The organism is Streptomyces sp. NPDC020362 (assembly GCF_040642095.1).
In the GTDB taxonomy this organism is placed as follows: Bacteria; Actinomycetota; Actinomycetes; order Streptomycetales; family Streptomycetaceae; genus Streptomyces.
Map to the genome: position 1 here is coordinate 1 of NZ_JBFAET010000127.1, position 26,268 is coordinate 26,268.

Sequence of the window (26,268 nt, forward strand, 5' to 3'; positions counted from 1 at the left end):
CGGGCCGGCGCCGTCGCCCCGGCGGGTCACTTCTCCGGCGTGTGCTGCGCGGAGCGGCCCAGCAGGGACTCCACCAGGGCGGCGACGTGCCGCCGGTCGTCGGCCGACAGCTGCTGCACGCTGGCGATGAGCAGGTCCACCTCGGGGTCGCTGGGCCGGGCGGCCGGGCCGTCCGCGTCCGCGGGGGCCGGGGCGCCGTACACGTGGATGCCGCAGGCCTCGGCCGCGGCGCGCCGCACGGTGTCGAGCGGCAGTTCGAGCCCCTTGGCCAGGCCCTCCAGTGTGGTCGCCTGGGGCATGCGGGCCACCCGGTCCATGGTCGCCAGGTGGTGGACGGTGGAGCGGGGTACGCCGCCGCGGCGTGCCACATCGCCGTATGACCAGCCCTTGCGGTCGAGGCGCTCGCGGATCAACTGCTGCAGTGCGTTGGACACCGTTGGTCACTTCCTGCTCGCCGCTGGGCCGAACCTCCCTGTCGCGGCTGATTCTACGGTCGGGTAGCCGGGCTGCCGAAAGGGTGATTCCCCGATCGGGTTGCGCAGTTGTCCCGCGAAGCCCTAGTGTCCAATCTCGTTGGACAGTCCGTCCGACCAAGTTGGACAGAGTCTGGGGGGAACCTGACTCGATCCGACCGGAACTGCCTTTTCCCGAGGGGGAATTGATCATGATGGACGCCCATGAGCTCGACGCCGAGTCCGCGGAGCTGCTGCCGGGCCGTGAGGCCCTCGGTCGTCTGAAGTTCAGCTTCGGCAAGACGGTCAACGTCACCAAGCACGTCGCGAACATCGCCGCGCACAACGAGTCCGCCGCCCTGAACGACCACTCCGCGTGGTCGGTGGCCGACTCCGGCGCCTCGCAGAACATCACCGTCACCCAGTAGTACTCGCGCACCACCTCGACCCACCGCAGAAACCAAGGAAAGGACATTCACCATGAGCATGGACATGCGCGAGCTGGACGGCGAGTCCGCGGAGCTGCTGCCGGGCCGTGAGGCCCTCGGTCGTCTGAAGTTCAGCTTCGGCAAGACGGTCAACGTCACCAAGCACGTCGCGAACATCGCCGCCGACAACCAGTCGGCCGCCCTGAACGACCACTCCGCGTGGTCGGACGCCCAGTCGCACGCCGCGCAGACGATCACCGTCAAGCAGTAGCGGCACCGCCGCGAGGACGGCCCCGGGGGCGGATCGCACCGATGCGCAGGCGTGGTCCGCCCCCGGCGTCATGCCAGGGGGGAAGCGGCGAGGACATGGGGGGAGACCACATATGACGGTGCTGGGAGACGGCACCTCCGCGCTCTACGACACCGGCCCGCTGCCCGGGCCCGGTGGCTGGCCGGTGACGTACGAGCAGGTCACGACCGGCACCGTGCCGATCGTCGGAGTGCCGGGCCGCCCGGTGCCACGGCTCAGCGCGGGACTGCAGCTGCACGGTGAGTACCAGGGGTCGGGCTTCACCGACCCGAAGTACATCGCCCGTCGGGGGGACGGGCAGGTCGTGCAGCTGTCACGGCTGCTGTACCTGGTGGCGTCGTCCGTCGACGGCGTCCGGGACATGGACGTGATCGCCCACCGGGTGAGCGCCCGGTTCGGCCGCGAGGTCAGCGGGGAAAACGTCCGCTACCTGGTGGAGAACAAGCTCGAACCGCTCGGCGTGACCGTGCCCGAGGGGCAGGAGAGCGACGAGGTCGACGCCCCGCGCTCCGACCTGCTGCTCGCCCTCAAGGGCCACCGGGTGATCTTCGACGAGCGTCGCACGGCGAAGATCGCACGGGCACTGTCCTGGCTGCACCGGCCGGCCGTCGTCGTCGCCGTGCTGCTCGCGGCCGTGGCCATGGACGTGTGGCTGTTCGGCTTCTTCGGGGCGATCGAGCCGGTTCTGGAGGTCCTGGACCAGCCGCTGCTGATCCTGATCGTCTTCGTCCTCACCGTGGCCTCGCTCGTCTTCCACGAGTTCGGCCACGCCTCGGCCTGCAGATACGGCGGCGCCCGGCCCGGGTGCATCGGCTGCGGGCTCTTCCTCATCTGGCCCTCGATGTACACCGACGTCACCGACGTCTACCGGATCAGCCGCGCCGGCCGGATCCGGACCGACCTCGGCGGGGTGTACTTCAACGTCGTCTTCATGCTGGCCATGGCCGGGGCCTACTTCGCCACCGGGGCGCAGTTCTTCCTGGCCGCGGTCTACCTCGGGCACTTCGAGATCCTCGAACAGCTGATGCCGGCCGTCCGGCTGGACGGCTACTACATCCTGGGCGACCTCGCCGGCGTGCCGGACCTCTACGGCAAGATCAAGCCGATCCTTCTCTCCCTGGCGCCCGGCGCCAAGGGGCGGGCGGCCCGCACGGAGGTCGCCGGGCTGAAGAAGTCCGCGCGCACCATCGTCGCCACCTGGGTGCTGACGATGGTGCCGCTGATCGTCGGCGAGATGGGGTACGCGCTGTGGAACCTGCCGCGGATCCTCACCACGATGATTCGGTCGCTGACCGAACAACTCCTCGGCACCGGCTCGGCGTTCGCGCACGGGCAGATCATCGAGGGGCTCGTCGGGACGATCGGCACGATCATGCTGCTGTGCCCGATGGCGGGCGTCGTCTACCTGTCCGTGAAGATCGGCGGCCGGCTCTTCCGGGCCGCCAAGCGGTCCACGGCCGGGCGGCCCCGGCTGCGGCTGGTGCTGTGTGCCCTCACGCTCGCCGGGCTGGCCGGTCTCAGTTACGCGTGGGTGTCCGGGGTGACCCCGCAGCCGCTGCCCAAGAAGCCGCCGATCGCCCCGATCCTGCAGCCCGGTGTGCCCACGCATGTGCCCGCGCCGCCGGACGCGTCGACGCCGGGCACGGGTCCCGACGGCTCGCCGGGCCGGCCGGGCGCCGAATCCGGAGCCCCGTCGGTGGTTCCGGGGGCACCGGCCCCGGGGGCACCCGACGGGCCGTCGAGCGGGGCGCCGGTCAGTGCCTCCGTGTCGGCGCCGGCGTCCTCCTCCGCGCCGGCCAAGCCGGGCAAGCCGACCCGAAGCGGTTCCCGGCAGCCCGAGCCGACCGGCGGGGACACGGCAGGAGCGCCGCAGCCGACGCTGTCCGCACCGGCGCCCGCGCCCTCGCCGACGCCGTCGGAGAGCGTCCCGGTGTCGCCGTCGGCCAGCCCCTCGGCACCGCCCACCGAGTCACCGGCTCCCGTGTCGTCGTGACCCGGGCGCCCGTGCCCACACCTCACCTCCACCCTTTGTCAGGAGAGTTCATGAGCAGCCATCGAAAGGAACGGTCCAGCAGCCGTCCCTTCGCCCACCGCGTCGCACGGATAGGGGTCTTCGCCGCCGGCGTGGCCGGAATGGCGACCGCCGTTCCGGCGCAGGCGGCAACCGGTCCGGCACACGCCGCCGTCGCGTCGGACCACGTGTTCAGCCACGCCGACCGGGCGCACCACACCGAGGCCCGGGACTCCTTCACCGTCCGGCAGTTCGGCACCGTGAACGCCGTCGGTGTGCGCAACCAGGCCAACGCCGTCTCCGCCGGCTGTTCGGCGGACGACCACTGCCGCTCGGTCGCACTGTCCTTCCAGATCGTCACGGTCGCCGGGGAACACACCCACCTGAACGCCGTCAACCTCAGCGACGCCGCCAACAAGGAGTGCACCGGCTGCCAGACCCTGGCCGGCGCCTACCAGTTCGTCGTCTCCACACCGTCACCGTTCAGCCTGGACAGCGCCACTCGGCACAAGCTGGACGACATCCACCGCCGACTCGACGCGCTGACCCGCTCCTCGCTGCCCGCCACCGAGCTGCAAAAGCGCGTGGACGGACTGGCCGCCGAGGTGACCGCGGTGCTGGGCGACGCCGTCGCGCATGCTCCTCAGCAGCATGCCAAGCCGGCGGTGACCCTGCACCGCCACCTGGACGGCTGGCCGGGCCACTGACCCGAGCCGTGCCCGTCCCGGGCCGGCCGTCGGTTCCGTGAGCGCACCCGCGGAGCCGACGGCCGGCCGTCACCCCATTCGCTCATTGACATCGCACGCCCCCCGGCGCAGACTCGACGCCCAGCGAAGAGTGCAGAAAACTTCACCAGGCGAACATCCACTGGGATGGCGCCCAGCCGGAGGAACAGGCCGATGCGTACCACCGTCGGGATCATCGGAGCCGGACCGGCCGGACTGCTGCTGGCGCGGCTGCTGCACCGCGCGGGCATCGACTCGGTCGTCCTGGAGAGCCGCGACCGCGCCCATGTCGAACACCGCCAGCGCGCCGGCATCCTGGAGCAGGGCACGGTGGACGTGCTGCGGGCGGCCGGGGCCGGGGAGCGGATGGACCGCGAGGGGCTGCGCCACGACGGGATCGAGCTGCGCTTCGACCGGCGCCGCCACCGCGTGGACTTCCCCGCCCGCACCGGCGGACGGTCCGTCATGGTCTACGCCCAGACCGAGGTCTGCAAGGATCTCATCGCCCTCCGGCTGGCCGACGGCGGGCCGCTGCTGTTCGGGGCCCAGGCCCTGGCCGTCGAGGACGCGACCGGCGACCGGCCGCGCGTGCGCTTCCGCCACCAGGGCCGTGAGGACGTGCTGGAGTGCGACTACGTCGTCGGGTGCGACGGTTTCTGGGGCGTGGCCAGAAAGGCCTTCCCGGCCGCCGTGTCCCGGGTGTTCGAACGTTCGTACCCCTATGCCTGGCTCGGCATCCTCGCCGACGTCGCCCCCTCCCACGACGAGCTGGTCTACGCCCGCCACGACAGAGGCTTCGCCCTCCTGTCCATGCGCCCACCCGCCGCCCGCCACCACCCTTCCGGGGAAGTCGCTCCGCTCCCGGTCGAATCCTTCGTCTCGCGCCTCTATCTCCAGGTGCCCGCCGGGACCGAGGCCGAGGAGTGGACCGACGACGCGATCTGGGCCGAACTGGAGCGACGCCTGGAGACCGGCGACGACTGGACACTGCGGCGCGGCCCCATCACTCAGAAGTCGGTCACGCCCATGCGGTCCTTCGTGCACGAACCGATGCGCCACGGCAGGCTCTTCCTCGCCGGTGACGCCGCCCACATCGTGCCGCCGACGGGAGCCAAAGGGCTGAACCTCGCCGTAGGGGACGCCGTCACCTTCGCGCGGGCGCTCGCCCACGCCGAGGAGACCGGTTCCCCCGACCTCCTCGACGCCTACTCCGCGACCTGTCTGCGCCGCGTCTGGCAGGCCGAACGGTTCTCCTACGACATGACGACGCTGCTGCACTCCGCCCCGGACGCCGGCGCGTTCGACGCGCGTCTCCAGCTGGCCCGGCTGGAACGGATCGCCTCCTGCCGCGCGGCCGAAACCGACCTCGCCGACGCGTACACGGGCTTCCCCCTCGTCGTAGCCGGGAACAAGCCTTCCGGTTAGCGTGTTGCGCAGCAGGGCGAGGGAAAGATCCTCCTCAAGTATCACGGTCGATCCTTTGCCAATCCATTACTCTCGAGCCAAGACTGCACGCGGCAGTCATGGAGGAGTGAAATGAGGAGCAGTAACCCGGTCTTCTCGCGACGGGGGTTCAGCCGCGACAACGGCTACGCCGGCTTCAACACCGCACCGCAGGCCGGGTACGCACAGGGCAACCCCTACGCGCAGAATCCGTACGCCCAGAACCCGTACGCCCAGCAGGGCGTGCAGTACGGTGCCCCGCCGCAGGCCCCCGCCACCACCGGCCGGATGACGATGGACGACGTCATCGTGCGCTCGGCCCTCACGCTCGGCACGGTCGCTGTCGGCGCCGTCCTCGCGTGGGCGCTGCTGCCCGTCTCGCCGACCAGCTACGTCCTGGCCTTCGGCGCCGGGCTCGTCGCGATGGTCCTGGGTCTGGTACAGAGCTTCAAGCGCACCCCGTCGCCCGCCCTGATCCTGGGGTACGCCGCCTTCGAGGGCGTCTTCCTCGGCGTCATCAGCGAGATGTACAACAGCCGCTGGAGCGGCGCCCCCTTCCAGGCGGTGCTCGGCACCATGGCGGTCTCAGCCGCCACCCTGCTGATCTACAAGGCCGGCTGGGTCCGCGTCACGGCCCGCTACGCCCGCATCGGCGGGGCCATCGCCCTCGCCTTCGTGCTGGTCCTCGCGGTCAACCTGCTGCTGGTCGCGTTCGGTGTCGCCCCGGACGGCGGCCTGCGCAGCTTCGGCCCGCTCGGCGCGATCGTCGGCATCATCGCCATCGTGCTCGGCGCGTTCTTCCTGACCCTCGACTTCAAGCAGATCGAGGACGGCATCGCCTACGGCGCCCCGCGCAACGAGTCCTGGCTCGCCGCGTTCGGCCTCACCATGACCCTGGTGTGGATCTACGTGGAGATGCTGCGGCTGGTGGCGATCTTCAGCAACAACGACTAGCCGACGCGCCGGACGTGGCCGGTCGTGCGAGAGGGCCCCGGGCGCGACCCGGGGCCCTCTCGGCGTCTCAGAGCAGCTTCCGGGCCGCCCTCCTCAGGTCGTACTCATGGACGATCGCCTTGGCGTGGCCGTACGCGAGGTCGTACTCGTGCCGGAGCCAGCTGACCTTCTCCTCGAAGCGGAACAGGGCGGGGCCTTCTTCTACGGTGCGCAGCCAGTCGGAGACTTCACGACCGGTGCAGTGCGGGATGCGAGCGAGCAGATTGCGGTGGGTCTCCTCGGAGAAGAGTTGGGACATCGGCGCCTCCGAACGCAAAGGGGATGTAAGCCGGTCCTTCACGTCACGGTGCCTGAGCGTTCGCGTATTGGCAACAGTGCGGCGCGTTACGCTCGGCGCGTGGTTGATACGACGCCCTTGACCCGAGCAGTGGATCACTTCGCCGACCGGTTGCGGGCGGCTCCGCAGAGCCGGCTGCAACGCGGCGCCGCAGCGGAGGCGCTGGAGCTGGCCCGGCGGTTGGCACGCTGGACGCAGAGCATCGAGGAACCGGCCACCGCGGCGCGGGAGATGCCGGACGCGGGGATGTTCGCGGCCGCTGATCAGATTCTGGTGGCCGCGCACGACCTGGCGGTGGTGCTGGAGAGCGAGGATCAGGTCACCGAGGCGGTGGGGCTGGTGGAGGAGGCGCGGAAGAGGGCGGGGGTCTGAGGCCGGGTGCCCGCCCCGTTAGAGAGGCGCCGTCAGAGGGACGCGATGACCCGGTCGGCGAGGATGTAGACCGTGTCGTCGCCGCACGTGAAGGTGAGCGCGTAGGCACCGGAGATGCCCGAACCGCCCAGGAGGTACGGGGTTTCGCCGTCGCGCACGGCCGCTGCCAGGCGTTCGGCCGTCTCGCGGTGGCCCGGGGTCATGCACAGGGTGGTGCCGTCGGCGAAGACGTAGACGTCGAGGGTGCCGAGGGGACCCGGGCGGACGTCGGAGAGTTCGACCTGGTCGGCGGCCAGCTGTTCCAGCGTGGTCACCGTGCGCTCGTGGTCGTTCACGACCGGCGACTGCACCGGGACGAAGTCGGGGTGCGAGGGGTGGCGGCGGCGGGCCGCGGCCAGTTCCGCGGACTCCCCGGCCGTCTCGTCGGCCTCGGTGGCCGGCTCGGCGACCGGCTCCAGCGGCTCCAGGCCCGCGAAGTCGGCCTGCCGGGGCAGGAACGGATCGGTGTCGGCCAGTCCGTCGGCGAGGCCGAGCAGCGACGGCGCGTCCGAGGCGTCACGGGCCTCCTGGGCGGCCCAGAACGCACGGGCCTCGGCGAGCTCCCGCTCCCGTTCCTCGGCGAGCGCCTCGGCCACGGCCGCGCGTATCTCGTCGGTGTCCGCGGCCGTACGGGCGGCGGGCAGCAGCGTGCGCATGGCCGCCGTCTGGTTCTCCGCGAGCTGGGCCTGAAGCTCCGCGAGCTGGCGGCGCAGCTTCAGGACGGTGCGCAGGACGGCGACGCCCACGGCGCCCGTGGCGGCCGTGGTGAGCAGCAGGGCGATCGGCATGGCGCTCACTGACGTACTCCCAGGTTCAAAGTCGACCCCCGACTTCCTACATCAGCTTGAAGGGCGGACTAACCAGCTGTCAGTGCGTAACGTCACGAAAGGGACAGGACTTTGGTCGTGGGTTTTCCGGTCCCACGGCACTGACCAGCGCAGATGCCTCCGGCGAGGGAGATAGGTCACACCTTGAGGGAGATTGGATCACGAAAAGGCCCAGAACCCAGGGGTTTTCCGGGTTCCGGGCCCTTCGCGTACCTGCTGTGTCCGTACGGCTACCGAGGGTCGATCAGCTGAGGCGCTCGATGACCATCGCCATGCCCTGGCCGCCGCCGACGCACATCGTCTCCAGGCCGAACTGCTTGTCGTGCCACTGCAGCGAGTTGATCAGCGTCCCGGTGATACGGGCACCGGTCATGCCGAAGGGGTGGCCGACGGCGATGGCGCCGCCGTTGACGTTCAGCTTGTCGATGTCGATGCCCAGGTCGCGGTAGGAGGGGATCACCTGGGCGGCGAAGGCCTCGTTGATCTCGACCAGGTCGATGTCGTCGATGGTCAGGCCGGCCCGGCGCAGGGCCTGCTTGCTGGCTTCGACCGGACCGAGACCCATGATCTCGGGGGACAGGCCCGAGACGCCGGTCGACACGATGCGGGCGAGCGGGGTCAGGCCCAGCTCGCGGGCCTTGGTGTCGCTCATGATGACCAGGGCCGCGGCGCCGTCGTTGAGCGGGCAGCAGTTGCCGGCGGTGACGAGGCCGTCCGGGCGGAAGACCGGCTTGAGGCCCGACACGCCCTCCAGGGTGACGCCGGCACGGGGGCCGTCGTCCTTGCTGACGACCGTGCCGTCGGGGAGGGTCACCGGGGTGATCTCGCGCTCCCAGAAGCCGTTCTTGATGGCTTCCTCGGCGAGGTTCTGCGAGCGGACGCCGAACTCGTCCATCTCCTGGCGGGTGACGCCCTTCCAGCGGGCCAGGTTCTCGGCGGTCTGGCCCATCGAGATGTATGCGTCCGGGACCAGCCCGTCCTCACGCGGGTCGTGCCACGTGGTGCCCTCCTGCTCGGCGACCGCGGCGGTACGGGCCTCGGCCTCGGCGAAGAAGGGGTTGTGCGTGTCCGGGAGGCCGTCGGAGCTGCCCTTGGCGAAGCGGGAGACCGTCTCGACACCGGCCGAGATGAAGACGTCGCCCTCGCCGGCCTTGATGGCGTGCAGGGCCATGCGGGAGGTCTGGAGCGAGGAGGAGCAGTAACGGGTGACGGTGCAGCCGGGGAGGTGGTCCATGCCCATCTGCACGGCGACGATCCGGCCGAGGTTGTGGCCCTGCTCGCCGCCGGGGAGGCCGCAGCCGAGCATCAGGTCGTCGATGTCCCTGGGGTCCAGCTCGGGGACCTTGGCGAGGGCCGCCTGGATGATCGTCGCCGTCAGGTCGTCGGGGCGCAGGTCCTTGAGGGATCCCTTGCCGGCGCGGCCGATCGGGGAGCGGGCGGTCGAGACGATGACGGCTTCGGGCATCACGGCTCCAGTGGCATAGGGGTGATTGCAGGACCTGCTGGGAAGTTACCCGTCCGTACCTGCGAGGTCATCGGTGTCGGGGTGTGACGCTGACCGCAATTGTCTAAGCGCTTGCTTGGCTGACCGAACCCCATTCTCCCACCCGCCCCTCACCTCGGCAGGCCGAAAGCCTCCCCGCACGGCCTCGCCGAAGAGCTCCCGCCGACGCAGCACCCGCAGGAAGGGAGGCGCGACAGACCGCAACCGGCGCGCAGCGTTCCCGTCGGCCGGGCGGGCGTGTGCCCGCCCGGCAGGTGGAGACGACTTGCCGGCCGGCCGGGGAGCCGGCGTCTTGGACCTCGCCCTTTCGCCGGCCGGGACGGGTGGGTGGGAAAAGGGGCGTCAGGGGGACGGGGTTGCCGGCTCGGCCTCCGGTACGCGGCGCCGGCGCCGGCGCTTGAGCAGAGCCCACGGCCCCCGCGGCCCGGTCGGCATCGCCGCCGTGACCTCCGTACCCGCCTCGGACGCCGCCTCGGCCGCAGCGCGGGCCACCGGCAGGAAGCCCTCGCGGCGGGAGACGTCCGGCCGTTCTTCCTCCGCCGGCCACAGCCCCAGCGCGGCGCACACCGTCGGCAGCACCGCCATCGCAGCCGTCGCGTACCCCTCCGCCGAGGGGTGGTAGTTGTCCGGACCGAACAGCTCCCGCGGATTCGCCTCGAACTCGGGCCCGAGCAGATCGCCCAGCGACACCGTGCGCCCGCCCTGCTCGACCGCCCCGATCGTCTGTGCCGCCGCGAGCTGCCGCGAGGCCCGCCGGGCCAGCCACCGCAGCGGCTGCTGCACCGGCTCGATGGTGCCGAGGTCGGGGCACGTACCGACGACCACCTCCGCCCCGGCCGTCCGCAGCCGTCGTACGGCCGCCGACAGGTGCCGTACCGAGCGGGTCGGCGGCATCCGGTGCGTCACGTCGTTCGCACCGATCATGATCACGCAGATGTCGGGGACGGGAAAGGAGCCCGACAGCACCAGCGCCACCTGCCGGTCCAGGTCGTCCGACTGCGCCCCCGGAAGGGCGACGTTGCGCAGCTCCACCGGCCGTTCCGCCACCGCCGACAGCCCCGACGCCACCAGCGCACCCGGTGTCTGCCCGGCCCGGTGCACCCCCTGCCCGGCGGCCGTGGAGTCGCCGAGCATCGTCAGTCTGAGGGCCGGTTCACCGGGGATGCCGTAGACATGGCCGTACACACCGTCGGCCACCGGTACCCGGCCGCTGCTGCCGTTGCCCACGTGGCGCCGGGCCATCTGCAGCTCGGCCAGCAGCAGGCCGACGGCGGCCGCTCCGGCCAGCCCGACTCCGCCGCCGCCGTACGCCGCTCCGGCCGCGATGCGCCGGGCCACTCTCGCCCTCGACATGCTCGTCATGCGTCGCCGCCACCTCCTCGTAGCCGTACATCCACTCCTTGCCCCGTACTGCCCGTGCGTCAATCTCAACGGGGAGTGAACGCCCGCCCCGGGTCACCCCGGGGCCGTAGGCTGGCGGCACCAACCATGACCACTGTTTTTGTAAGCAACCGGAGACAACGGTGCATTTCCACGACTCGATGATCAGCCTCGTCGGCAACACCCCGCTGGTGCGGCTCAACAGTGTGACCGAGGGCATCCAGGCCACGGTCCTGGCCAAGGTGGAGTACTTCAACCCGGGCGGTTCCGTGAAGGACCGCATCGCCCTGCGCATGATCGAGGCCGCCGAGCAGAGCGGGGAGCTGAAGCCGGGCGGCACGATCGTGGAGCCGACCAGCGGCAACACCGGCGTGGGCCTCGCCATCGTGGCCCAGCAGAAGGGCTACAAGTGCATCTTCGTCTGCCCTGACAAGGTGAGCACCGACAAGATCAATGTGCTGCGTGCGTACGGTGCCGAGGTCGTCGTCTGCCCGACGGCGGTCGCTCCCGAGCACCCGGACTCCTACTACAACGTCTCCGACCGCCTCGTCCGCGAGACCCCCGGCGCGTGGAAGCCCGACCAGTACTCCAACCCCAACAACCCGCTCTCGCACTATCACTCGACCGGCCCCGAGCTGTGGGAGCAGACCGAGGGGAAGATCACCCACTTCGTGGCGGGCGTGGGCACGGGCGGCACCATCTCCGGCACCGGCCGCTACCTGAAGGACGTCAGCGACGGCACGGTGAAGGTCATCGGCGCCGACCCCGAGGGGTCCGTCTACTCCGGCGGCTCCGGCCGGCCGTACCTGGTCGAGGGCGTGGGCGAGGACTTCTGGCCCACCGCCTACGACCGGACCGTCGCCGACGAGATCGTCCCGGTCTCCGACAAGGACTCCTTCCAGATGACCCGCCGCCTCGCCAAGGAGGAGGGCCTGCTGGTGGGCGGCTCCTGCGGCATGGCCGTCGTGGCCGCGCTGCGGGTCGCCGAGCGGCTCGGTCCGGACGACGTCGTGGTCGTCCTGCTGCCCGACAGCGGCCGCGGCTACCTCAGCAAGATCTTCAACGACGAGTGGATGGCCGACTACGGCTTCCTGGAGGACGAGGGCCCCAGCGCCCGCGTCGCCGACGTCCTGAACGACAAGGCGCACGGCGCCATTCCCTCCCTGGTGCACATGCACCCGGAGGAGACCGTCGGCCAGGCCATCGAGGTGCTGCGCGAGTACGGCGTCTCGCAGATGCCGGTGGTCAAGCCGGGCGCCGGTCACCCGGACGTGATGGCCGCCGAGGTCGTCGGGTCGGTCGTGGAGCGGGAGCTGCTGGACGCCCTGTTCTCCAAGCGGGCCTCGCTGGAGGACCCGCTGGAGAAGCACATGTCGCCCCCGCTGCCCCAGGTCGGCTCCGGCGAGCCGGTCGGCGACCTGATGTCGGTGCTCGGTTCGGCGGACGCGGCGATCGTCCTGGTCGAGGGCAAGCCGACCGGTGTGGTCAGCCGGCAGGACCTGCTGGCCTTCCTGGCCAAGGGCGGAAAGCAGTAGCGAACGTGCGGTGAACAGCCCGTGCCGGCGGCGAACTTGCGGTGACCGCGGCCGTTCGCGCCGTCGCGGAAGTGGTACGAGCGTGTCACGTGCACGCAGCACCCGCTTAACACGGGTCCGGCACATTAGTGGGTGTCGGCAGGGCGGGAGCGGCTCCCCGCCCAGGCCGGCGCCGAACGGCGCCAAGGACCTCCGGAGCGGCTCCCGGACCTCCATGGACGCCATGGACGCGCAAGCCCGGCCCTGACCCGGCCCGCGTCCCTCGCGGGGACCGCCGTCGTCCCGCCCCCCGGCAACGGGGGTGCGGCGGTCCCCGCGCAACCCCCTCTTGCGGCTGAGCCGCCTCCGCTCTCGCGGAGGCGGTTGCTCGCCGTTGTGGTTCCTCAATTCATGGTTGCGGCTGTTGTCGCTTTCCAACTGCCCAGCAGCGCCAGCCTCTCCGCCGTCTCCGAACCCGGTTCCGGCGTGTACACCACGATCGTCTGCTCCGGGTCCGCCGGGACCGTCAGGGTCTCGTACGGCAGGGTCAGCACGCCCGCCACCGGGTGCCGTACCTTCTTCACGCCGTACGCGCACTCCTTGACCTGGTGGTCCGCCCACAGACGGCGGAAGTCCTTGCTCTTCAGGGAGAGTTCGCCCACCAGGGCGCACAACTCGCGGTCGTCGGCGTACAGGCCCGCGTTCAGCCTGAGGTGCGCCACCGTCTGCGCGGCCACCGCGGCCCACTCGGGGTACAGCTCCCGGCCGTCGGCGTTCAGGAAGACCTGCCGGGGCATGTTCCGCTCGCCCGGTGCCAGGCGGCTGAAGCCGTTGACCGCGTCGCCGAGCGCGTTCCACGCCAGCACGTCCATCCGGCGGCCCAGCACGAAGGCCGGGTGGCGTTCCATGCCGTCCAGCAGCGCCTGGATGCCGGGGCGCACGCGGGGCGCGGCCGGCTGCTTCGTCCGCTTCCGGCGCGGGCGGGCCACCGTGCGCAGATACGCGTGCTCGGTCTCGTCCAGCCGCAGCACCCGCGCGATCGCGTCCAGAACCGCATCGGAGACGCCCCCGGACTTCGTCCGGGAGGGGCCCCCAGAGGCCCGCCCCTGTTCGAGGCGGATGTAGTAGTCCACGCTGACCCCCGCGAGCTGGGCCACCTCCTCGCGGCGCAGACCCGGTACGCGGCGCCTCCCGTGCGCGGGCAGCCCCACCTCCTCGGGCCGTATGCGAGCGCGACGTGAGCGCAGGAAGTCGCCCACTTCTCCTTCGTTCCGGTCCCCGTTCATGGGGCGATCGTAGTCAGGGACGGGCCGCCGAACCTGGTACTGGCAGACCCAGGAAAAGCCGTTCCCTGGGTAGGGTGCCCGCGCCCGGCGAAGGTGGTGTCAGCCGCCGGGGAGACGCCCCGGCCACCGCACCAGGGGGAACACCCATGTCGTACGAGAACCTCTTCGGCCGTACCGCCGTCGTCACCGGAGCCGCCAGCGGCATCGGCGAGGCCGTCGCGCTCCATCTCGCCGCCGAGGGCGCCCGGGTGGCGCTGTTCGCGCGGCGCGCCGACCGGCTGGAGACCGTCGCCGGGAAGATCCGGGCGCAGGGCGGCGAGGCGCTGGTGGTGGCCGCCGACGTCACCGACGACGCGTCGGTCGAGGCCGCCCGCGATCTGGTCCACGAGGCCTTCGGGCCCGTCGACCTGGTCGTCAACAACGCCGGTGTGATGCTGCCGAACCCCGTCGACGACGGGCGTCTGGACGAGTGGCAGCGGATGCTCGACACCAATGTGACCGGGGTGCTGCGGGTCATCCGCGCCTTCACCGCCGACCTGGTGGCCGCGGCCGCCGGGGGCCGCACCGCCGACCTGGTGAACATCTCCTCCATCGGCGCCCACGTCGCCTTCCCCAACTACGCGGTGTACGGGGCGACCAAGGCGGCCGTCACCCATCTCTCGCAGTCCCTGCGCACCGAGTTCGGGCCGCGCGACGTGCGGGTCACCAACATCGAGCCGGGGCTCACGGACACCGAGCTGAAGACGCACGTCGACAGCGGGGACCTGTCCGGGCAGCTGGACGGCATGTTCGAGGCGATCGGGGGACTCTCGGCGGCTGAGGTCGCGGACGTCGTCGCCTACGCGAGCAGCCGCCCCCGGCACGTCAACCTGCGTCAGATCATGGTGCTGCCGACCCGGCAGGCCTGAGCCGGTTCACTCCTGCCAGTCACCGTCCTGGGAGGAGGACTTGCGGCGCCGGGTGCCGAAGAGGCCGGTGTTGACGCGGCCCCCCTGCACGGCGTTGACGCCGACGATGCCGGCCCAGGTGACCAGGAGACCGGCGAGGTGGGCGTAGTAGGCGCCGATCGCGGACAGCGGGATCGCCAGCACCAGCGAGACGATGCCGAAGCCGAAGCGCTCGGCCCAGGAGTCGGTCGCCTTCGGAGAGCGGGAGTCACGGGCGATCACCATCTGCGTCTCCGCCATCTGCCGCCGTACCCGCCGCTCGACCGCGCCGTCGATGCGCTGGTCGACCTTCTCCAGGAACGAGTCCACCAGGGCGGACTCGTACTCCTCGCCCAGCTCCCTGCGGGCCTGCAGGGTCGCGTCCACTTCCTTCTTGAAGTCGGCGTCCCGCGCATCCATTGCCGTCATGTCCGCAACATTAGACAGTCGGCACGCCCGCCGCACTGGGGATAGCCCCCCTGTTCGGGGTGGGGCTCGCAGGGAGGACTCCCAGTGACTCCAGAACCCGGCGGTGACCGTGCTCTACCCCGCTGATGCGGACTTCGACGCCCCGGCTGCGCAGTTCGTCCATCGCGTCCTTGAGTGCGAGCGCCCCGGTCGCGTCCACCGCCGTCAGCCCGGACAGCCGCAGATCGACCGCCGAGACGCCGTCGTGCAGGTCGGCCAGGCTGCGCCGGAAGCGGTGGGCGGCGGCGAACAGCAGCGGACCGTCGAAGCGGTACGCCACCGTGCTTGCCTCGCCGGGGAGTTCGTCGGCCGCGGCCGGGGTGAGCCGGGTGCCGCGCACCGCCGCGCGCAGTGCCAGCAGCACCGAGACGCCGAGGCCGATCAGCACCGCCCGCACCAGGTCCAGGGCGAGCGTGGCGCCGGCGGTGAGGACCAGCACCAGCGCGTCGCCGCGGGTGGCTCTCGCCATCGCCCGGACCGCGTCCCGCTCCACCATCCGTACGGCCGTCGCCAGCAGCACCCCGGCCAGCACGGCCAGCGGAATCCGGCCCACCAGCGGGGCGGCGAGGGCCGCGATCCCGGCGAGGATCACGGCGTGCGAGAGCGCGGCCAGCCGGGAGGCGGCGCCGGTGCGGACGTTGACCGCCGTGCGCGCGATGGCGCCGGTCGCCGGGACCCCGCCGAACAGGGGGGCCGCCAGGTTGGCGATGCCCTGCCCGAACAACTCCTTGGACGGGTCGTGCCGTTCGCCGGGCCGCAGTCCGTCGGCGACCGACGCCGACAGCAGGGACTCCAGGGCGGCGAGGGCGGCCACCGCGGCGGCCGGGGCGAGCAGGGAGGGGAGACGGGAGAGGTCCAGGAAGGAGAGCGAGGGCGCGGGCAGGGACGCCGGGAGCGTACCGATGCGGGCGACGGTCAGGTGCAGCGCCTGCGCGGCGGCGGTCGCGGCGGCGACGGCCACCAGCGAGAAGGGCACGGCCGGTTTCCAGCGGGCGCCGCCCAGCACGACGGCGGCCGCGCAGGCCGCGAGCAGCAGCGCCGGCCAGTGCGGCGCGCGCCCGAACTCCTGCGCCGCCCGCGCGGCGACCAGAGCGACCTGCTCGCCGCGCGGGGTGGGCACGCCGAGCGCGGCGGGCACCTGCTGCAGGGCGATCACAGCGGCGATGCCCAGGGTGAAACCGGCGATCAATGGAGCGGGGACGTACGCCATCGCGGCGCCCGCCCGGGCGAAGGCGAGGACCAGTAGCACGACCCCCGCCATCAGGCCGACGGTGAGGACGCCGTCGGCGCCGTAGCGGTGCACGATCGGCACGAGGACCACGGTCATCGCGCCGGTCGGGCCGCTGACCTGGCGGGCGCTGCCGCCGCACAGCGCGGCCAGCGCACCGGCGACGACCGCCGTGGTCAGCCCGGCGGCGGCACCGAGTCCGGAGGTGACGCCGAAGCCGAGGGCCAGAGGCAGCGCGACGACCGCCACGGTCAGCCCGCACAGCAGATCGCGGCGCGGGGCGCGGGCCATGGACCGCAGGTCGGAGAGGGAGGGCAGGACGGACAGGGCTCGGGTCAGGTTCATGGCTTCTTCAGGGGCTGTGCTGGATGCGGGTTTCAGGGCAGCAGGGACACGAGCCCGGTATCGAGATCGAACCGTGCCGCCTCGACATGCGCGGTGCCGAACGCGGGGTCCGCGCGGATCGCGTCCCGCACCCAGGCGGTGTGGGCCCGCATGGTGTGCTCGGCCCAGTCACCGGGCAGTGCGCGGGTGCGGCGGGCGGCGGGGACGATCTCGTCCACCAGCAGCTCCAGATGGCCCGGCACCGGCGCGCCCGTGCGCAGATGTTCCAGCGTGGCGGCGACGGCCCCGCAGCGCTCGTGCCCGAGGACCACCACGAGCGGGACGCCCAGTTCCTCCACGCCGTACTGGACGGAGCCGAGCACGGCCTCGTCCAGCACCTGGCCGGCCGTCCTTATGCACAGCAGGTCGCCGAGCCCCTGGTCGAAGACCAGCTCCGGGGGGACGCGGGAGTCGATACAGCCGACGATCACGGCGAACGGGTGCTGTGCGGCGGCCAGCAGACGGCGCCGCCCGGCGTTGTCGTGCGGGTGCCGGGGGCGGCCCGCGGCGTAGCGCCGGTTGCCGGCGAGGAGTTCGTCGAGGGCGCTGTACGCGGTGACGGGCGGATGGGGAGGGGGACCGGGCGCGGCCGTCGCCGGGGCGGCGGCCAGTGCGGTGACGGCGGTGGCCGTCAGGAAGGCCCTGCGGTTGGAGGCCATGACGCTTCCTCAGTGTCGTGCCAGTAGCGCCCTTTCACGGTAAGCACCCGATCAGTCACCCTCGGTGGTCGTTTAACGACACTTGGGTGATTCGTCGTCAGATCATCGCCACGGCGATACCACCGCTTGAGCGGCGGTTTCGGCAGGACCGTTACTGCGACGGGAAGCGCTTGCAGACCGTGTTGAGCTGCGCATGAGACGCCTCTTGCCCGGCTGTATGACGTCATGCAGAGTTCTCGGTGTCTGAATAGGCTGTCCGTGCGTGCGAGGGGAGTGTGGGCCTGATGGCGTCTCGCATCATGGACGCGCCCGAATCCGTACGGTCCGCGGCAGTGGTCCTGGACGGGGGAGCCCTCGGAGTCGAGGACGTCGTGCGCCTCGCCGACGGGGCCGCGCGGCCGGTCCCCGCGGCCGAGGCGATGCGGCGGGCGGAGGAGTCCTGGAACGCCGCCCGGCAGATCGCGGCGACCGGGCGCGTGTACGGCCGCTCCACCGGTGTGGGTGCGAACCGGAACGAGGACGTGCCCACCGAGGCCGCCGCCGGGCACGGTCTGCGCCTGCTGCGCAGCCACGCCGGCGCCGTGGGCGGGGAACTCCCCGCCCGGCAGGTCCGCGCGATGCTCGCCGTCCGCGCCAACCAGGTGCTGGCCGCAGGCGCCGGACTGCGGCCCGCCGTGGTCACCGCGCTGTGCCAGGCGCTGGAGAGGGGTGCGTACCCGGTCGTCAACGAGTTCGGCTCCGTCGGCACCGGTGACATCGCGGCGCTCGCCCAGGTGGGCCTCGCGCTGGCCGGGGAGCATCCGTGGCGGGGCGCCGCCGCCCCCGAGCCGCAGCCCCTGGACAACAACGACGCCCTCGCCCTGATCAGCAGCAACGCGCTCACCCTCGGCCAGTCCGTGCTCGCACTGCACGAACTGCGCGGGCTGATCGGCGCCACCCAGGTCGTCGCGGCGCTGTCCCTGCTCGCCGTCGACGGCTCCCACGAGCCGTACGCCGCCCCCGTGCACATCGCCCGCCCGCATCGCGGCAGCGCCGAGGTGGCCCGTCGGATGCGGGAGCTGATCGGCGCCGCCGACCGGCCGACCCCGCCGCTCGGCCGGATCCAGGACCCGTACGGCTTCCGCTGCCTGCCCCAGATCCACGGCCCCGCGCACGACGCGGCGGACGCCCTGGAGCAGGTCCTGACCGTGGAGATCAACGCGGCGGCCGAGAACCCGCTGATCGCCCCGGCCGACCTGGCCGCCTACCACCACGGCGGCTTCTACCAGGCCCAGCTCGCCCTCGCCCTGGACCACTTCCGGCTCGCCGTGACCCAGGTGGCCCGCCTGTCCACGTCCCGCCTGTCCACCCTCAACGAGCCCGCCTACACCCGCCTGCGCCCCTTCCTCGCCGACCACGAGCCGGCCTCCTCCGGCGTGATGATCCTGGAGTACGCGGCCGGAGCGGCCCTCGGCGACCTGCGGGCCTTCTCCGCCCCCGCGTCGCTCGGTCACGCTGTACTCTCCCGGGGCGTCGAGGAACAGGCGAGTTTCGCCTCGCTCGCCGCGCGCCAGACCCTGCGCGCGTGCGATGCGTACCGTCTGGTGGCGGGCTGCGAACTGGTCGCCGCCGTCCGGGCGCTGCGCCAGCGCGACCTGAGGCCCGACCCGGGGCTTCCGGCCGGCCGGGCGCTGGCGCTGGCCGAGGCGGTCCTCGACGACGACCCGGCCGACCGGCCGCTCACACACGACGTGACGACGGCGGCCGCACTGCTCGACCGGTTCACGGACATCTGGAGGGGGAGCACGGCATGAGCGTGGACAGGAGTACCGGGGTGACCCCCGGTGGAACGCCCGGGGTGACCTCCGGCACGACGTCCGGTGTGGCGTCCGGCACGACGTCCGGTGTGGCGTCCGGCGTGACAGCCGGTGTGACGGACAGCCCGGCCACCCGGCTGCAGACGCTTTTCGAGGGGCACCGGCTCACGCCGACCCAGCGCCGCATCGCGCACAGCATGGTGCGGCGGGCCGCCGACGTGCCCTTCCTGTCCAGCGTGGAGCTGGCCGAGCTGGCCGGGGTCAGCCAGCCCTCGGTGACCCGGTTCGCGGTCGCCCTGGGCTTCGACGGCTACCCCGCCCTGCGTCGGCACCTGCGCGAGGTCGTGCCCGCCGAACCGGCCGCGGAGACCGGCTCGTACAACGAGTACCAGCAGGCAGTCGAGGCCGAGATCGAGAACCTCAAGCACCTCGCGGAGCTGCTCGCCGACCCGCGGCCGGTGCAGCGGGCCGGCCGGATCCTGGCCGCCTCCCGCCCGCTGCCGGTGCTGGGCCTGCGCGCCGCCGCCTCGCAGGCGTACGGCTTCGCGTACTTCGCCGCCAAGGTCCACCCGGACGTCCGGCTGCTCAACGAGGGCGGCACGATGATCCACGACCGCATCGACGCGGCCGTCCGCGCGGGCGCCACCGCCCTGCTCTGCTTCGCGCTGCCCCGGCATCCGCGTGAGGTCGTCGACACCCTCGGCTACGCCAAGGAGGCGGGCCTGACCGTCGTCACGGTCGCCGACTCGGCCTTCGCCCCGGTCGCCAGGTACTCCGACCTGCTGCTGCCCGCCGCGGTCGGCACCGGGCTCGCCTTCGACACCGCGTGCGCGCCGATGCTGCTCGGGCGGGTGCTGCTGGAGGCGGTCTGCGACGATCTGCCCGACGCCCAGGCGAGGCTGGAGGAGTTCGACGCGAACGCGGCGGCCCGCGGACTGTTCGTCGACTGATCTGGCGCGCTCTCAGACTCGTCTCACGTTCAGCCACTAGCGTCGTGCGCACACGCAGACGCTTGATGGACACGTGACACGGGAGGCCGACGTGGCGCGCGCAGGACGCGGAGGACAGGGACTGGCCCGAGTGGCCGTCGTCGTACGGGCGGGGGCCGCACCGCTGTGGTGGCTCGGGGTGTTCGCCGCCGGGACCGGGGTCCTGGTGCCCGGCGTGACCGGGCGCCGGATCGGGGTCCTGGCCGGGGCCGCGCTGTTCCTCGTCACCGCGGCCGTCGTGGTGACGGCGCGGCGCAGGCGGTACACCGCCCTCGCCCGCGGGGCCGCCCGCGCGGGCAAGCACGACGTCCTGCAGGACCGGGCGGTCACCGTGCGCACCTGGCGCCGGGGGCACCGCTGGTGGCTGCTGTCGGCCTTCGCCGTCGCCTTCGGCAGCTCGTTCGCGGTGCCCGCGGCCGGCGGCATGCTGCTCGCCGGGGCCGGCGCCGGGCTCCGGCTGAAGGCCGCCTGGCTCGGGCGGCGCGAGCGCGCCGGGGACGCGCTGCTGTGGGTGCGCGTCGACTGGCTCGACCGGCGGGGCGGGAACCCGGTGGGGAAGGCCGTGGAGGGCCTGCGCGGTACGGGCATCGCGGCCGGCGACGCGGCCCCGGGCGGGGCCCGCCGCCGTACCGCGGCGCTCCTCTGACTCGGCTGGGGGAGGGGCCCTAGACCTCCAGTTCCAACTCGATCCTCTTGAGCTGGTGCCGGGCCATCGCCAGGTTCGCCCGGCTCGCGTCCAGGACCAGGTAGAGGAACAGGCCGTTGCCGCCGCGGCCCTTGAGCAGGCGGATCAGGTGGTACTGGTCCGACAGCGTGATCAGGATGTCCTCGATGTCGCCCTTGAGGCCGAGGTGTTCCATCGTGCGCATCTTGGCGCGGATCACGTCCGTGTTGCCGGCGGCGGCCACGTTCAGGTCGAAGCTCTTGCTGCCGCCCATCGTGCCCAGCGCCATGCCGCTGGTGTAGTCGACGAGCGCGACGCCGGTCGCGCCCTCGATGGAGGTGAGCGCCTCTTTCAGGGCGATCTCGGTGTTGGCCATGGTGTGTCCTCTCAACTGTCGGTTGCGGTGCGCGCCTCGGCGGCCGTCGTGGTGCGTGGCGTGCGTGTGGTGCGGGTCCGTGCGGGTGTGGTTCTGGTGACCGGGCGTGCGGCCTGGGCGGCGGCCTCGGCGGCATCGAGCAGTTCCCCGATGCGGGCGCCGGACCGGCGGCCCTCCAGGTGGAGCCGGCCGACATTGACCCGGTCCTGGGCGAGCAGGGTCAGCACGGCGGTGCGGCCGGCCGCGTAGGTGGCGACGTAGCCGTGCTCGCCGCGCACGAGCAGCTCCCGGAAGACGCCGTTCCCGGTGGCGTCGGCGACGCGTACGGCGACGCCGAGCGCTGCCGCGGTGAGCGCCGCGAGGCCCTCCGGGTCGACGCCCGGGGTGTCGTGGGCGACGACGAGCCCGTCGACGCCGGCCGCGAGCGCGCCGGTGAGCTGCGGGACACGGGTCCGCAGCCGGCGCAGTTCGTCCAGGACGGCCTGCAGGTCCTGTTCGGGCACCATCAGCTCTCTCCTCTCGGCGGGGCGGTGCCTTTCAAAGCGCCTCCAGCGCATCCCTGAGCCTCTTCAGCAGCGCGATGTCGGGGTCGGTGACCGTGAGCGGGGGAGGGGGAGTGGGGGGCGGCGGTGCGGACACCGTCCGCACCGGCCGGACGAGTCCGGCCGCCGTGAGCCGGCGTATGTCCACCAGCGTGTGGAACGCCTGTCTGCCCAGGTTGCGGGCGATCTCCGGGGCCGTGCGGGCGCCGTCCACCCGGTCCAGGACCGCCCGTCGGCGCGGGGTGACCGGCGCCGCACCGGCCGGGTCGGCGCGGATCAGCGGGGCACTGTCGGCCGCCGGGTCCGGCCAGAGGCGGTGCAGCAGCAGACGGCGGCGCAGCGTCTCGCGCTCCAGGGCTATGACCGGGACCGAGGGCAGCGGGCCGATGCGCGGCCCGCTGTCGTAGCGGAACCGGCCGGGGGTGCTGCTCGGCGCAAGCGCGAAGTACCCGGCGTCGTACAGCGCGTCCAGATGGCACAGTTCCAGCGCGCCCTCGGGCAGCAGTCCGGCCTCCAGCAGGAGACGGGCCGCGTCCGCGGTGCCGGACGCCCGGGCGGCGGCCTGCTGCCAGGCGGCCACGGCGAGGGTGCCGTGGGCCGTGAGGAGCACGTCCAGGCCCGGGGCGAGCGGGCTCTCGGCGTGCACCACCCGGCCCTGGGCCAGGTGCAGCGTGCCGTGTTCGCGCACGAGCACCCCGGTGGCCTGCTCCTCGGCGAGCCGCCGCAGCATCGGCGACAGCGCGCCCGCCGTACGGTCCGCCGCCGCGGTCCTGTCGCGCACCGGCAGCGGCGGAGGTGTCCCGACCCTGGTCATCCCAGCACCAGCCGGTCGGCCATCTCACCGAGCCGGATCCGGGCGAGCGCGAGGTTGCCGTCCTCGCGACCGATCCACAGGTGCAGGAAGACGCTGCTGTCGAAGGACGTGACCACGAACCGCAGCAGGTGGTAGCTGTCGCGGTTGCTGATGATCACGTCTTCCACGGGCGGGCGTCCGTCCACCTCGTCCCCGGCCGTGAAGGCGCCGTGCTCGGCGGCCAGGCGGGCCAGTTCGGCGGCCTCGGCGGCGGTTGTCTCGTGGTCACCGCCGGGGGCGTCCCCGACCGTGCCCAGCGCCAGTCCGCTAGTCCAGTCCACCAGGGCGGCTCCCCGGGCACCGGGCAGCCGCATCGCCTCCAGTAGGCACTCGTCGATTCCGGGCACGCCGGTTCCCCTCCCCGCTGTACTCCGGTTGAGTGACAGGGACACTACGCAACGTGTGCGTGAGGGGTGAGGCCTTTGGCATTTTCCAGTGGAACGTGCGCCCGGCGTACTAGTGTGGGTCAACTGACGACTGTTTCACGGCAGTTGATCCATTTGTTCGAGAGGGAGCGGGGGTGCGTCAACGGCTCCCGGGTGCAGGCAGGGTGGTGAGATTGTCCGCGTGCGCCCCTCCGGATTCGGCCACGATCTCCGCCACGGTCTGCGGCTCCCGCACGGTCGCGAAGACGACCGAGCCGGCCCCGTCCGGCGCGAAGCCGTAGATCCCGGGCCGCGCCAGGGAGTTGTAGGCGTAGTGGTGGGCGAAGTAGTACGCGCCCGTGTCCAGCGCCGCCGCGTAGTCGCCCTGCTCCAGCAGGGGCAGCGCGCGCTCCTCGGCGAGCAGGTCGCCCGAGAAGCAGGCCGGGCCCGCCACGTCCTGCACCACCTCGGGGCCCGCCTTCGGCCGCCCCTTGGCGTCGTAAGCGGCGATCCTCAGCGGCCACGCCCCTGGTGCGTACACGGTCCGCGTGGCCACCTGCACGCCCGCGTGCGTCACCGCGATCCGCCGCCCGCCCGAGATCTTCGCGTACTCCACCCGCGCCACCACCGTGCCGTGTCTGGCCAGCAGCGACCGCCCGAACTCGGTCACCAGCCCGTACCGGCCGTCGAACAGCCCCGGCACCCGGTCGGCCAGCAGCCGCGCGTACTGCGCGAACGTCGGCGCGGTCGCCTCCGCGGTGAAGTCGACCGGCAGCCCGCCGCCGATGTCGAGCGTGTCGATCTGCTGCCGCCCGATCCGGGCGTTGATCTCCTCGGCGAGTGCGTACGTATGGGCGACGCCCTGCGCCAGCAGCGGCAGCGGGATCCCCTGCGAGCCGGTGTGTGCGTGCAGCCGGGTCAGCCACGGCCGGTCCGCACAGGCCCGCACCACCCACTCCCGGGCCCCCTCGTCGCGCAGCGCCACGCCGAACTTGGAGGTGGCCGTCGCCGTCGAGGTCGCCCCGATGCTGCCGCCGCCGATCTGCGGGTTGATCCGGAGGCCGAGCGGCGACCGGGTGGGCGACGGCCGGACGAGGGCATCGAGCCGGTCCAGCTCCTGCGGGTTGTCCGCGTTGACGGCGATGCCCAGCGCCAGCGCCTCGCGCAGCTCGGCCGGGGTCTTGGCGGGCGAGTCGAGCACCGTCCGCTCCGGCGGCACGCCCGCCGCCCGTGCCAGCGCCAGCTCGCCCGGACTCGCCACCTCCGCGCCGATGCCCTCCTCGTGCAGCAGCCGCAGGACCGGCACCAGCGGGGTCGCCTTCACCGCGAAGGCGTGCAGCACCGGCGTGCCCGGCGCCACGACCGCGTCGAACGCCGTCCGCAGGGCCGCGGCCGACTCCCGGATGCCGGTGACGTCCAGCAGTCCCGCCAGGGCCGCATCCGGCCCCAGCAGCCCCTGCTGCACCGCGCCGCGCACCGCCTCGTCCCGCCGGGCGGCGCGGGCGCGGGCCTCGTTGTCGATGTCGTGCTCCACGCCTTTCCCCGTCTCTGTCGGCCTTCGCGTCCCTTCGTGTCCTTCCATGCGCCTTCCAGCCAAACACCCCCGGCGCGCCGACGCGGGTCCACCGATGTATTGACTAGTTCTATTCAGGGAGACAGGATGTGAATAGACGCAGCTACAGAAGGAGGCAGACGATGTCGGGACCCCGCCCCGTACGAGCACCGCGCGGCACGGAACTGAGCACCCTGGGATGGCAGCAGGAAGCCGCCCTGCGGATGTTGCAGAACAACCTCGACCCCGAGGTCGCCGAGCACCCGGACAAGCTCGTCGTCTACGGCGGCACCGGCAAGGCCGCCCGTGACTGGCGCTCCTTCGACGCGATGGTGCGCACGCTGAGGACCCTCAAGCAGGACGAGACCATGCTGGTCCAGTCCGGCCGCCCGGTCGGCGTGATGCAGACCCACGAGTGGGCCCCGCGCGTGCTCATCGCCAACTCCAACCTCGTGGGCGACTGGGCCAACTGGGAGGAGTTCCGCCGCCTGGAGGCCCTCGGCCTGACCATGTACGGCCAGATGACCGCGGGCTCCTGGATCTACATCGGCACCCAGGGCATCCTCCAGGGCACCTACGAGACCTTCGCCGCCGTCGCCGCGAAGAAGTTCAACGGCACCCTCGCCGGGACCATCACCCTCACCGCCGGCCTCGGCGGCATGGGCGGTGCCCAGCCCCTCGCCGTCACCATGAACGACGGCGTCGCCATCTGCATCGACTGCGACCCGCGTGCCATCGAGCGCCGCATCGAGCACCGCTACCTCGACGTCAGGGCCGACAGCCTCGACCACGCGCTCCAGCTGGCCACCGATGCCCGTGACGCCCGCCGCCCGCTGTCCATCGGCGTCCTCGGCAACGCGGCCGACCTGGTCCCGCAGCTGCTCGCGATGAACGCGCCCATCGACATCGTCACCGACCAGACCTCGGCCCACGACCCGCTGTCGTACCTGCCGGTCGGCGTGGCCTTCGAGGACATGGCCGACGAGGCGACCAAGGACCCGGCCGGCTTCACCACCCGCTCCCGCGAGTCCATGGCCAAGCACGTCGAGGCCATGGTCGGCTTCATGGACGCCGGCGCCGAGGTCTTCGACTACGGCAACTCCATCCGCGGCGAGGCCCAGCTGGCCGGATACGACCGGGCGTTCGCCTTCCCCGGCTTCGTCCCCGCCTACATCCGCCCCCTCTTCTGCGAGGGCAAGGGCCCGTTCCGCTGGGCCGCCCTGTCCGGTGACCCGGCCGACATCGCCAAGACCGACAAGGCGCTCCTGGAGCTGTTCCCCGAGAACGAGTCCCTGGCCCGCTGGATCAAGATGGCCGGCGAGCGCGTCCACTTCCAGGGCCTGCCCGCCCGCATCTGCTGGCTCGGCTACGGCGAGCGCGACAAGGCCGGCGAGCGCTTCAACGACATGGTGGCCTCCGGCGAGCTGGCGGCCCCGCTGGCCATCGGCCGCGACCACCTCGACTGCGGCTCCGTCGCCTCCCCGTACCGCGAGACCGAGGCCATGCTCGACGGCTCCGACGCGATCGCCGACTGGCCGTTGCTGAACGCCATGGTCAACGTGGCCTCCGGCGCGTCCTGGGTCTCCATCCACCACGGCGGTGGCGTGGGCATGGGCCGCTCCATCCACGCGGGCCAGGTCACGGTGGCCGACGGTACGAAGCTCGGCGGCGAGAAGATCCGCCGTGTCCTCACCAACGACCCCGGCATGGGCGTCATCCGGCACGTGGACGCCGGTTACGACATCGCGGAGTCCGTCGCGCAGGAGCGCGGGGTCCGGGTGCCGATGCGCGAGGGTGACCAGGCGTGACCTTCCACAGCATGTGGGCGGAGCTGCTGCCGATCGGCCGCAGCTCCGCCTCCGGCGGCTAACGCCCCTACGCCAG

27 protein-coding genes are annotated in these 26,268 nt (G+C 72.3%); 13 read left to right on the forward strand and 14 right to left on the reverse strand.

All coding sequences use genetic code 11. The features are described 5' to 3' along the window. Positions 1–26 precede the first annotated feature (26 nt). A complete protein-coding gene (locus tag AB0H32_RS32635) occupies positions 27–434 on the reverse strand; it encodes a helix-turn-helix transcriptional regulator (RefSeq protein ID WP_361128067.1) in 408 nt (135 codons plus the stop codon). A gap of 230 nt (positions 435–664) precedes the next feature. On the opposite strand from AB0H32_RS32635, the gene AB0H32_RS32640 reads away from it, so the two are divergent. The 6 genes from AB0H32_RS32640 to AB0H32_RS32665 all read left to right on the forward strand — a co-directional run bounded on the left by AB0H32_RS32640 (position 665) and on the right by AB0H32_RS32665 (position 6,323). Next, a complete protein-coding gene (locus tag AB0H32_RS32640; protein WP_361128070.1) occupies positions 665–880 on the forward strand; it encodes a hypothetical protein in 216 nt (71 codons plus the stop codon). Positions 881–932: 52 nt separating this feature from the next. After that, entirely contained in the window at positions 933–1,151 is a 219-nt protein-coding gene (locus tag AB0H32_RS32645) for a hypothetical protein (RefSeq protein WP_361128073.1), read from the forward strand. Positions 1,152–1,263: 112 nt separating this feature from the next. Continuing rightward, positions 1,264–3,183: a hypothetical protein gene (locus AB0H32_RS32650; protein WP_361128076.1), complete on the forward strand. Its 1,920-nt coding sequence runs from the start codon at positions 1,264–1,266 to the stop codon at positions 3,181–3,183. 50 nt (positions 3,184–3,233) lie between these two features. After that, positions 3,234–3,908, forward strand: a complete 675-nt coding sequence (locus AB0H32_RS32655) for a hypothetical protein (protein WP_361128078.1) — start codon at positions 3,234–3,236, stop codon at positions 3,906–3,908. Positions 3,909–4,100: 192 nt separating this feature from the next. Continuing rightward, the gene (locus AB0H32_RS32660; protein WP_361128081.1) at positions 4,101–5,351 is read left to right on the forward strand and encodes a 4-hydroxybenzoate 3-monooxygenase; all 1,251 of its coding nucleotides are present in this window, start codon (positions 4,101–4,103) and stop codon (positions 5,349–5,351) included. A gap of 111 nt (positions 5,352–5,462) precedes the next feature. Further along, positions 5,463–6,323 (forward strand): Bax inhibitor-1/YccA family protein, encoded by an 861-nt coding sequence (locus tag AB0H32_RS32665; protein WP_361128084.1) that lies wholly within the window; start codon positions 5,463–5,465, stop codon positions 6,321–6,323. Between the two features lie 67 nt (positions 6,324–6,390). On the opposite strand, the gene AB0H32_RS32670 is transcribed toward AB0H32_RS32665, so the two are convergent. Then, complete coding sequence (locus tag AB0H32_RS32670; protein WP_020940491.1) at positions 6,391–6,621, reverse strand: DUF4287 domain-containing protein; 231 nt, start codon at positions 6,619–6,621, stop codon at positions 6,391–6,393. A gap of 99 nt (positions 6,622–6,720) precedes the next feature. Here AB0H32_RS32670 and AB0H32_RS32675 point away from each other — a divergent pair, with 99 nt between their 5' ends. Continuing rightward, entirely contained in the window at positions 6,721–7,032 is a 312-nt protein-coding gene (locus AB0H32_RS32675; RefSeq protein ID WP_361128087.1) for a hypothetical protein, read from the forward strand. A 32-nt stretch (positions 7,033–7,064) separates the two neighbouring features. Here AB0H32_RS32675 and AB0H32_RS32680 read toward each other — a convergent pair whose 3' ends face one another. The 3 genes from AB0H32_RS32680 to AB0H32_RS32690 form a co-directional block, all read right to left on the reverse strand. Beyond that, positions 7,065–7,859 (reverse strand): hypothetical protein, encoded by a 795-nt coding sequence (locus tag AB0H32_RS32680; protein ID WP_361128132.1) that lies wholly within the window; start codon positions 7,857–7,859, stop codon positions 7,065–7,067. Between the two features lie 283 nt (positions 7,860–8,142). Beyond that, positions 8,143–9,363, reverse strand: a complete 1,221-nt coding sequence (locus AB0H32_RS32685; protein ID WP_361128090.1) for an acetyl-CoA C-acetyltransferase — start codon at positions 9,361–9,363, stop codon at positions 8,143–8,145. Between the two features lie 381 nt (positions 9,364–9,744). Further along, positions 9,745–10,764: an SGNH/GDSL hydrolase family protein gene (locus tag AB0H32_RS32690; protein ID WP_361128093.1), complete on the reverse strand. Its 1,020-nt coding sequence runs from the start codon at positions 10,762–10,764 to the stop codon at positions 9,745–9,747. 161 nt (positions 10,765–10,925) lie between these two features. On the opposite strand from AB0H32_RS32690, the gene AB0H32_RS32695 reads away from it, so the two are divergent. Next, on the forward strand, positions 10,926–12,317 hold the full coding sequence (locus AB0H32_RS32695) for a cystathionine beta-synthase (RefSeq protein ID WP_361128096.1): 1,392 nt from the start codon (positions 10,926–10,928) through the stop codon (positions 12,315–12,317). A 383-nt stretch (positions 12,318–12,700) separates the two neighbouring features. On the opposite strand, the gene AB0H32_RS32700 is transcribed toward AB0H32_RS32695, so the two are convergent. Continuing rightward, entirely contained in the window at positions 12,701–13,582 is an 882-nt protein-coding gene (locus AB0H32_RS32700; protein WP_361128098.1) for a helix-turn-helix transcriptional regulator, read from the reverse strand. A gap of 146 nt (positions 13,583–13,728) precedes the next feature. On the opposite strand from AB0H32_RS32700, the gene AB0H32_RS32705 reads away from it, so the two are divergent. After that, positions 13,729–14,490, forward strand: coding sequence for an SDR family oxidoreductase (locus AB0H32_RS32705; protein WP_361128101.1), 762 nt, complete (start codon positions 13,729–13,731; stop codon positions 14,488–14,490). A gap of 6 nt (positions 14,491–14,496) precedes the next feature. On the opposite strand, the gene AB0H32_RS32710 is transcribed toward AB0H32_RS32705, so the two are convergent. Genes AB0H32_RS32710 through AB0H32_RS32720 form a run of 3 tightly spaced genes read right to left on the reverse strand, consistent with a single transcriptional unit; the run spans position 14,497 to position 17,247 of the window. Beyond that, the gene (locus AB0H32_RS32710; RefSeq protein ID WP_361128135.1) at positions 14,497–14,928 is read right to left on the reverse strand and encodes a hypothetical protein; all 432 of its coding nucleotides are present in this window, start codon (positions 14,926–14,928) and stop codon (positions 14,497–14,499) included. 19 nt (positions 14,929–14,947) lie between these two features. Continuing rightward, a complete protein-coding gene (locus AB0H32_RS32715) occupies positions 14,948–16,549 on the reverse strand; it encodes a SulP family inorganic anion transporter (RefSeq protein ID WP_361128104.1) in 1,602 nt (533 codons plus the stop codon). 32 nt (positions 16,550–16,581) lie between these two features. Further along, a complete protein-coding gene (locus tag AB0H32_RS32720; RefSeq protein ID WP_361128107.1) occupies positions 16,582–17,247 on the reverse strand; it encodes a carbonic anhydrase in 666 nt (221 codons plus the stop codon). A 284-nt stretch (positions 17,248–17,531) separates the two neighbouring features. Here AB0H32_RS32720 and AB0H32_RS32725 point away from each other — a divergent pair, with 284 nt between their 5' ends. The 3 genes from AB0H32_RS32725 to AB0H32_RS32735 all read left to right on the forward strand — a co-directional run bounded on the left by AB0H32_RS32725 (position 17,532) and on the right by AB0H32_RS32735 (position 20,678). Then, positions 17,532–19,040: an aromatic amino acid ammonia-lyase gene (locus tag AB0H32_RS32725; RefSeq protein ID WP_361128110.1), complete on the forward strand. Its 1,509-nt coding sequence runs from the start codon at positions 17,532–17,534 to the stop codon at positions 19,038–19,040. 104 nt (positions 19,041–19,144) lie between these two features. Beyond that, the gene (locus AB0H32_RS32730) at positions 19,145–19,993 is read left to right on the forward strand and encodes a MurR/RpiR family transcriptional regulator (protein ID WP_361128138.1); all 849 of its coding nucleotides are present in this window, start codon (positions 19,145–19,147) and stop codon (positions 19,991–19,993) included. 91 nt (positions 19,994–20,084) lie between these two features. Beyond that, a complete protein-coding gene (locus AB0H32_RS32735) occupies positions 20,085–20,678 on the forward strand; it encodes a hypothetical protein (protein ID WP_361128113.1) in 594 nt (197 codons plus the stop codon). Between the two features lie 19 nt (positions 20,679–20,697). On the opposite strand, the gene AB0H32_RS32740 is transcribed toward AB0H32_RS32735, so the two are convergent. From AB0H32_RS32740 to AB0H32_RS32760, 5 genes are all read right to left on the reverse strand, one after another. Continuing rightward, a complete protein-coding gene (locus tag AB0H32_RS32740) occupies positions 20,698–21,072 on the reverse strand; it encodes a hypothetical protein (RefSeq protein ID WP_361128116.1) in 375 nt (124 codons plus the stop codon). An 11-nt stretch (positions 21,073–21,083) separates the two neighbouring features. Then, entirely contained in the window at positions 21,084–21,578 is a 495-nt protein-coding gene (locus tag AB0H32_RS32745) for a roadblock/LC7 domain-containing protein (protein WP_361128119.1), read from the reverse strand. A 31-nt stretch (positions 21,579–21,609) separates the two neighbouring features. Beyond that, a complete protein-coding gene (locus tag AB0H32_RS32750; RefSeq protein ID WP_361128122.1) occupies positions 21,610–22,428 on the reverse strand; it encodes a transcriptional regulator in 819 nt (272 codons plus the stop codon). Further along, a complete protein-coding gene (locus tag AB0H32_RS32755; protein ID WP_361128124.1) occupies positions 22,425–22,814 on the reverse strand; it encodes a hypothetical protein in 390 nt (129 codons plus the stop codon). The genes AB0H32_RS32750 and AB0H32_RS32755 overlap by 4 nt, the downstream gene beginning before the upstream one ends. Before the next feature lie 178 nt (positions 22,815–22,992). Next, positions 22,993–24,414 (reverse strand): diaminopimelate decarboxylase, encoded by a 1,422-nt coding sequence (locus tag AB0H32_RS32760; protein WP_361128127.1) that lies wholly within the window; start codon positions 24,412–24,414, stop codon positions 22,993–22,995. Positions 24,415–24,527: 113 nt separating this feature from the next. Between AB0H32_RS32760 and hutU the strand changes: the two genes are divergently transcribed. Beyond that, entirely contained in the window at positions 24,528–26,192 is a 1,665-nt protein-coding gene (hutU, locus tag AB0H32_RS32765) for a urocanate hydratase (RefSeq protein ID WP_361128129.1), read from the forward strand. Positions 26,193–26,268: the final 76 nt, after the last annotated feature.